Source organism: Luedemannella flava, assembly GCF_039528515.1.
Lineage (GTDB): Bacteria > Actinomycetota > Actinomycetes > Mycobacteriales > Micromonosporaceae > Luedemannella > Luedemannella flava.
On sequence record NZ_BAAALT010000237.1, the window covers coordinates 1 to 7746 of the forward strand.

Here is a 7746-nt window from a genome sequence, read left to right on the forward strand (position 1 = left end):
GTGCCCGTGCCGCCGCTCGCGCCGACGCCGGCCGAGGTGGCCAGCGCCGGGGCGGCGCTGGGCGACCTGAGCCCGGCCGTCGTGGCGGACGCCTGCGCGACGGCGGCCTCCACACTGGACCTCGCCGACCGGCTGTTGGCGGAGCCGGGCAGCGTACGCTTCGCGGGCCCGCCCGGCCAGCCGCCCGCGCCGCCTGTGGATAGACCCCCCTCGTCGGTGCTGCGCAACGCGCTCATCTACGGCGCGTACGCCCTGGTTGTCCTGGTCATGCAGCTGATCATCTTTCTCGGCATCTCGGACGAGCTGACCGGCGTCTACTGGGCGCCCGTGTGCGGATTCGTCTTCCCCGTTCTCGCGTGGGCGGCCGGGTTCCTCACGATCGGGCAGGCCCCGCGGTCGCCGCGGCTGGGCGCGGTCATCTGCTTCGCGCCGAACCTCGTGCTCTGCTGCGGGCTCGGCCTGCTCGCCTGGCTCCGCTGAGTTATCCACAGGCTCGAATCCGTCGTTGCCGCGCCCGCGCCGGCTGCCCTACAAAAGGGCATCCGACGATAACGGGGGCGACGATGGCCAACGACACCATCTTCTCTGTGGACGTGCGCGACCTGCCGGGCCTCCCCAGGATGATCCTGCGGGCCCGCGGCGACGTGGAGGCCTGCGCGGACTACCTGCAGACCTACCAGGACCTGCCGTGGCGCGAGGTGCTGGCGTCCGGCGCGCTGATCGCGCTCGTCAAGCCCGCGCACGACAACGTCGTGAAGGCCGTCGACAGCCAACTGCGCCGCGGGCTGGGCAAACCGGGCGCCTACCTCGCCGAGGACCTGGTCAGCGCCATTCAGTACTACTCGGACACCGACACGAAGGCGGCCGCGCGCAACGACTCCCTGCGGCCGGGCGCCGAGCACCCGGAGAACCTCACCCGGCGCTACGACCCGCTGGACCCGCCCGTGCCGCTCTTCACCGACGTGGTCCGCCCGAACAACCTGCTGACGCCGCCGCCGGACCACAGCGGCGACTTCGCGAAGAACCCGATCGACCTGAGCCGCGACGCGGTGAGCCTCACCCGCGCGGGCCGCGACGTGGTCTGGCAGCTCACCGAGATCGGCACCCGGCTGGGCTGGTGCGACCGGCCCATCGACATCTTCGCCGAGATCGTGCAGCCGGTGGTGGGCAACTGGCCGGCGATGCTGCAGCTCGCAGACGTGTTCACGAACATCGGCCGGGCGTGCGCGGGCGTCAACCAGAACTTCGCCGAGAACCAGATCAACATCCGGGCCGTCTGGCAGGGCAGGGCGTCCGACGCGTTCCAGGAGCATCTACGCCTGTTCGGCCTCACCCACGTCGGCACCCAGGAGTGGCTCAACCAGATCGCCGACTGCTACCGCCGCATCGGCGTGACCGTGAACGAACTGGTCGGCAAGCTGGCGGACGTGCTGGTCCGCATCGTCGACATGGCGGTCGCGGCGCTCATCGCGGCCCAGGCGGCGGAGGCGACGGCGCCGACCATCGTCGGGCCGGCGGTGTTCGGCAGCGCGGCGTTGTACGAGTTCTACCAGTTCTGGCAGGCGCTCCAGACGGGTCTGGAGCTCGGCGAGGCCACCGACCTGCTGGTCAAGGGCTACCTGCAGGAGCTGGCGCACCTCGCCCGCCTGGACAGCCGCACGGGCCTGCCCGCCGCGCCGCCGCCGATCGACCTGCCGGACCCGCCCCGGTGACTCAGGCGTGCAGGATGAGGCTCATCGCCTCGGCGCGGGACTTCGCGTCGGCCTGGAAGATGCCGCGCACGGCCGAGGTGACCGTGCGGGAGCCGGGCTTCTGGATGCCACGCATGGACATGCACGTGTGCGCGCAGTCGACGACCACGATCACGCCGCGCGGCTGCAGGGCGTCCATCAGCGTGTCGGCGATCTGCGCCGTCAGCCGCTCCTGCACCTGGGGACGGCGGGCGTACACCTCGACGAGGCGGGCCAGCTTGGACAGGCCGGTGATGCGACCGTCCGCGCCCGGGATGTAACCGATGTGCGCCTGGCCGGTGAACGGGAGCAGGTGGTGCTCGCACGTCGAGGTGACCTCGATGTCGCGCACCAGCACCAGCTCGTCGTGGTCGGCCTCGAACGTCGTGGTCAGCACCTCGCGCGGATCGACCCGCAGCCCGGCGAACAGCTCCGCGTAGGCCCGGGCCACCCGGCCCGGGGTGCGCACCAGGCCGTCGCGGTCCGGGTCCTCGCCGATCGCGATCAGGATCTCCCGGACGGCCTTCTCGATGCGGGCCAGGTCGACCGAGTCCTCGATCGGGCCGCCCGTCAGGCGGCCGTTCACCAGGCGCGCGGCCAGGAAGTCCAGGACCTTGGAATCGTCGGGCTCCGTCGCCGAACCATCAGCGACGGAGTCCGACGCACCGTCGACGCGGTTCAGAGGGAACCGTCCCCGTTCGCCTGGCCCTCGCCCGTGGCGGGCGCGGAGCGCTGCGCATCCGTGCCGCCGTTGGCCGCGTAGGCCTGGATGCCGTCCGCCGCGGCGGAGACCTTGAGGGCCTCCATCTCGGCGGGCGTGAGCACCGGCGGGCGCTCCTCGTTCGGGTGCTGGCGCTTGCCGAAGCCGTTGAACGGGGCCATCGGGCGACGCTTCTGCACCCGGGCGCAGAGCCGGGCCATGTCCTGGTTGGTGATCGTTTCCTTTTCGATCAACTCCAGCACGATGTTGTCGAGGACGTCGCGGTACTCCACGAGGATGTCCCACGCCTCGTCGTGCGCCGTCTCGATGAGCGCGCGCACCTCGGCGTCGATCTCCGCGGCGATCGCCTCGGAGTAGTCGCGGGTGTGGCCCATCTGGCGGCCCAGGAACGGCTCGTCGTTGCTCGTGCCGTACTTGATGGCGCCCAGCTTCGAGCTCATGCCGTACTGCGTGATCATGGCGCGGGCGATGCCGGTCGCCTTCTCGATGTCGTTGCCGGCACCCGTCGTGGGCTCGTGGAAGACGAGCTCCTCCGCGGCGCGGCCACCCAGCGCGTACGCCAGGGTGTCGATCATCTCGGCGCGGGTCTGGGTGTACTTGTCCTCCGTGGGGAGGACCAGCGTGTGGCCCAGCGACCGGCCGCGCGGCAGGATCGTCACCTTGTGCACCGGGGCGAGCTGCGGCATGGCCCAGGCGACCAGGGCGTGGCCACCCTCGTGGTACGCCGTGATCTTCTTCTCGTGGTCGCTCATCGCGCGGGTCTTGCGCTCCGGGCCGGCGATCACCCGGTCGATGGACTCCTCGAGGTTCTCGTTCGTGATCGCCCGCTTGTCGTGGCGGGCGGTCAGCAGAGCCGCCTCGTTGATCACGTTGGCGAGGTCGGCGCCGGTGAAGCCGGGCGTGCGCCGGGCCACCGCGTCGAGGTCGACGTCGGGCGAGAACGGCTTGCCCTTGGCGTGCACCCGCAGGATGGCCTTGCGGCCCTCCATGTCCGGGGTGTCGACGGCGATCTGCCGGTCGAAGCGGCCGGGGCGCAGCAGGGCCGGGTCCAGGATGTCGGGCCGGTTGGTGGCCGCGATCAGGACCACGCCGCCCTTGGTGTCGAAGCCGTCCATCTCGACGAGCAGCTGGTTGAGCGTCTGCTCGCGCTCGTCGTGACCGCCGCCCAGGCCGGCACCGCGGTGGCGGCCGACGGCGTCGATCTCGTCGACGAAGACGATGGCCGGGGCGTTCGCCTTGGCCTGCTCGAACAGGTCGCGCACGCGGCTCGCGCCGACACCGACGAACATCTCGACGAAGTCGGAACCGGAGATCGAGTAGAACGGGACGCCGGCCTCGCCCGCCACCGCGCGGGCGAGCAGGGTCTTGCCCGTGCCCGGCTGGCCGTAGAGCAGGACGCCCTTCGGGATCTTGGCGCCGAGGGCCTGGTACTTCGCGGGGTTCTGCAGGAAGTCCTTGATCTCGTGCAGTTCCTCGACGGCCTCGTCGGCACCGGCCACGTCGGCGAACGTCGTCTTGGGCGTGTCCTTGGTGATCAGCTTGGCCTTGGACTTGCCGAAGTTGAGCACGCGGGAGCCGCCGCCCTGCATCTGCGACATGAACAGCAGGAGCAGGATCACCAGGATCGCGATCGGCAGCAGGTTGACCAGCAGGCTCAGCAGGATGCTGTCCTGGGTCACGGTCGTGTTGAACGACTCGATCTGCTTCTCGTTGGCCGCCGTGATGAACTGCGTGTAGATCTCATCGCTGGACTCGGCGGGAACCTGGGTGGTGATGTGGTCTGTGGAGACCCCCTTCACCGTGATCTTCTGCTTGAGGACCAGGTTCAGGTTCTGCTCGCGCGCCTCGAACTCGGCGGTCTTGACGTTGCCAGCCGAGAGCTGGGAGATGGCGAGCGACGTGTCCGTGCGCTTGAAGTCCGGCCCACCGGTGAACATCGCGCTGAGCGCGATCGCGCCGGCGATCACCAGAAGCAACCAGATCACCGGACGGCGGAAGATGCCTCGGGTACGTTCCATGCTGTTGTGAGCGCTGCCGCGCTCAACCCTCCCGATCAGTCACGACGCGGAAATCCCCGCTGACCTGCACAACCGCCGCGCTGGTGGTGGCCAACACGACACCGGTGCGGCCTGGACGCCGTCCGGTCATTCGAAGGTACACCGTGCTCGCCAGAATGGCCCCGCCGGATCCGGCAGGGCCGCTACAGAACAGACATAACCGGCGCCGCGGTGCGGCGCAACTCACCCCCGAGAGTAGACCGCCGGGCGAAGGACCCCGATGTACGGCAACTCCCGGTACCTTTCGGCGTAGTCCAGGCCATATCCGACGACGAACTCGTTCGGGATGTCGAAGCCGACGTAACGGACCTTCACGTCCACCTTCACGGCCTCGGGCTTGCGTACCAGCGTGACCACCTCGACCGTCGCGGCCGACCGGCTGGCCAGGTACTTCAGCAGCCAGTTGAGGGTCAGGCCCGAGTCGACGATGTCCTCGACGACGATCACGTGCCGGCCCTCGATGTCGCGGTCCAGGTCCTTGAGGATGCGCACGACGCCCGACGAGGTGGTGCGCTGCCCGTACGACGAGACGGCCATGAACTCCAGCTCGACCGGCCGGCCGTGGCGACCCAGCGCCCGGGCGAAGTCGGCCATGAACATCACGGCGCCCTTGAGCACGCCCACCAACAGGACGCTGTCCACGTCGGCGTAGTCAGCGGCCACCTGCTTGGCCAGTTCATCGATCTTCGCGGAGATCTCGTCATCACTGACCACGACGCGCTCGATGTCGGCGTGATCCGCCACAGCGGTCGTACCCGAGGTGCCCTTGCCTTCGCCCATGACTAACAGCCTGCCGCATCGGGCCCTGGCGCACCGGGGAAGGGGTGCACCCCGTGAGCGCCGCTACGTAGCGGTCACCTCACGGGGTGCTGTGTGTCACGGGATCCGGCGACCGCCGTGTGGCGCGCCAGCCGACAGGTGGTCGCGGCTGTCGGCCGTGGCCCCGACGGCGACGGCGAGCGGGAGCAGGACGAAGAGAACAAGCATGAGCAGGAGTTCCATGGCGACGAAGCCCTTCGCTATGAGGGTTTGCTGGTGGTTTATGGATTTCGTCGCCGGTGCGCACCGGTTTCATCAATAAGGATGCTCCTGTCCTGCCCTCCCGGACAGTGGCAGGAATGCCACACAGCATCGACATCCTGCCAGTGAAAGAGTTACCCTCATCACACGACCGAGCGAAGCGAGGTCCCATCAGCTCAGCGTCAGGCATGGGGCGACGCCGGCCGGAGGGAGGAGGCGACATGGCTCTCCGTCGCGTCGCCGTGGTTGTGCTCGACCAGGTCGCCCCGTTCGAGCTGGGCGTCGTGTGCGAGGTCTTCGGCACCGACCGGAGTGTCGACGGCTTCCCCAGCTACGACTTCCAGGTCTGCTCGCCCGACGGCGCCGCCGTGCGTACCCGATCGGGGTTCATGCTCCAGCCCCACGCGGACCTTTCGCCGCTGGCGGACGCCGACCTGGTCGCGGTGCCCGCGCACCCGGTCGGCTCCCCCGTGCCCGACGCCGTCGGCGAGGCGCTGCGCGCCGTCGCGGCGCGCGGCGCCTACCTGATCAGCGTCTGCTCGGGGGCGTTCCTCCTCGGCGAGGCCGGCCTCCTCGACGGCCGCGAATGCACCACCCATTGGAAGTACGCGGCAGAGCTCGCGGCCCGCTTCCCCAGGGCAAAGGTCCACCCCAACGCCCTCTACATCGAGGACGGCCCGCTGCTCACCAGCGCCGGCACCGCTGCGGGGATCGACCTGTGCCTGCACCTGGTCCGGCGCGAGCACGGCTCCGGGGTCGCCACCCGGCTCGCCCGCCGCATGGTCGTCCCGCCGCACCGCGACGGCGGCCAGGCGCAGTACGTCGAGGCCCCGCTGCCCCGCACCCCCGACGCGCCCACGCTCGCCCCGCTGCTGACGTGGATCATGGAGAACCTGCACCACCCGTGCACCATCGAGGAACTGGCCACGCGCGCCCACATGTCGCCGCGCACGTTCGCCCGCCGCTTCCGCGCGGAGACCGGCACGACCCCGTTCGACTGGCTCACGGGCCAGCGCGTCCTCCTGGCCCGCCGCCTCCTGGAGGAGACGACCCTGAGCGTCGAGTCGGTCGCCCTCCGCGCCGGCTTCGGCGACGCGGCCACCCTCCGCCACCACTTCACCCGCCGCGTGGGCGCGACCCCCCACAACTACCGCGCCACCTTCTGCCCCACCTGACCCGCGACCCGTGCTCGGGCTGGCGGCAAGCGCACGTCTGGCGGCCCGCCTCACGCGATCTTGGGACGAAAACGTCGCCCGGGCGGCCGTTTCGTCCCAAGATCGCGCGCACTCGCGCCACAAGTGCACTTGTAGCGAGTCCAGCGCTGCGGGCCCTCGCCAGATGCTCACATGTGGCGAGTGGTGACGGCCCATCCGCCGCCAGATGTGCACATGTGGCGAGTAGAGGCGGCCCAACCGCCGCCAGATGTGCACATGTGGCGAGCAGAGGCGGCCCATCCCCGCCAGATGTGCACAAACTGACGCGCTCGGGGGCCGCGCCTGCAGTTAGATGTGCGCGTGGACCGGAGCCCTGGAGCGGGGGTTACGGGTCTGGGGTGGCGCGGAGGAGGCCACCTGTGCGGGTGACCGTGAGGGCGCCGGGGAGGGGGATCGGGCCCTGGCCGTGCCAGGACGTCAGGAGGGCGTCGACCGCCGCTATGTGCACGTAGGACAGTGCCGCGCCGGGGACGCCGAGATCGCGCGCCCAGGCGTGCAGGACGCGGGTTCGGATCGCGTCCGGCAGGTCGACCAGGGCGGACACGCGCAGGGCGCCCTCGGGCGTGCGGGCCGCGGACAGGGCGTCGAAGGCCTGGGCGTCCAGGGCGCGGGTGTCGGCCGCGACGAGGGTCGCGGTGCGGGCCAGGTTGTCGACCACCGCCGGGCCCAGCGTCTTCACCACGTCGCCGAGGAGGGCGCGGGCGCGGGACCGGGCGTACGCCGGGTCGACGTTGTGCGGGTCGTCCCACGGCGACAGGCCCAGGGCGGCGCACGCCGCGCGGGTCGTCTCCCGGGACACGTCCAACAGCGGGCGGACGAACGGCACCCCGTCGCGCGAACGGACCGGCGGCATGCCGGCCAGGCCGCGCGGCCCCGCGCCCCGCACGAGGGCGAGCAGCACCGTCTCCGCCTGGTCGTCGCGGGTGTGGCCGACCAGCACGGCACCCGCCGCATGCGCGCGCGCCGCGCGTACCAGGGCGGTGTAGCGGGCGTCGCGCGCGGCC

7 protein-coding genes and 1 pseudogene are annotated in these 7746 nt (G+C 70.8%); 3 read left to right on the top strand and 5 right to left on the bottom strand.

All coding sequences use genetic code 11. The features are described from left to right. Both ABD211_RS27700 and ABD211_RS27705 read left to right on the top strand, forming a co-directional pair. A pseudogene (locus ABD211_RS27700) lies at positions 1-480 on the top strand (hypothetical protein); the annotation flags it as partial. Between the two features lie 83 nt (positions 481-563). Then, positions 564-1712 carry a hypothetical protein gene (locus tag ABD211_RS27705; RefSeq protein ID WP_344138217.1) on the top strand — a complete coding sequence of 383 codons (1149 nt, stop codon included), beginning with the start codon at positions 564-566 and terminating at the stop codon, positions 1710-1712. Position 1713: 1 nt separating this feature from the next. Here the strand turns inward: ABD211_RS27705 and folE are convergent, their stop codons facing one another. From folE to ABD211_RS27725, 4 genes are all read right to left on the bottom strand, one after another. After that, complete coding sequence (gene folE / locus ABD211_RS27710; RefSeq protein WP_344138234.1) at positions 1714-2331, bottom strand: GTP cyclohydrolase I FolE; 618 nt, start codon at positions 2329-2331, stop codon at positions 1714-1716. Between the two features lie 77 nt (positions 2332-2408). Continuing rightward, positions 2409-4469: an ATP-dependent zinc metalloprotease FtsH gene (gene ftsH, locus ABD211_RS27715; RefSeq protein WP_344138220.1), complete on the bottom strand. Its 2061-nt coding sequence runs from the start codon at positions 4467-4469 to the stop codon at positions 2409-2411. 222 nt (positions 4470-4691) lie between these two features. Continuing rightward, positions 4692-5288 (bottom strand): hypoxanthine phosphoribosyltransferase, encoded by a 597-nt coding sequence (gene hpt, locus ABD211_RS27720; protein WP_344138223.1) that lies wholly within the window; start codon positions 5286-5288, stop codon positions 4692-4694. Positions 5289-5384: 96 nt separating this feature from the next. Continuing rightward, positions 5385-5510 (bottom strand): hypothetical protein, encoded by a 126-nt coding sequence (locus ABD211_RS27725; RefSeq protein WP_344138226.1) that lies wholly within the window; start codon positions 5508-5510, stop codon positions 5385-5387. A 239-nt stretch (positions 5511-5749) separates the two neighbouring features. On the opposite strand from ABD211_RS27725, the gene ABD211_RS27730 reads away from it, so the two are divergent. Further along, a complete protein-coding gene (locus tag ABD211_RS27730) occupies positions 5750-6703 on the top strand; it encodes a GlxA family transcriptional regulator (RefSeq protein WP_344138228.1) in 954 nt (317 codons plus the stop codon). Between the two features lie 364 nt (positions 6704-7067). Here the strand turns inward: ABD211_RS27730 and tilS are convergent. Continuing rightward, positions 7068-7746 (bottom strand): tRNA lysidine(34) synthetase TilS (tilS, locus tag ABD211_RS27735; protein WP_344138231.1); only part of this gene is annotated, 679 nt, incomplete at its 5' end.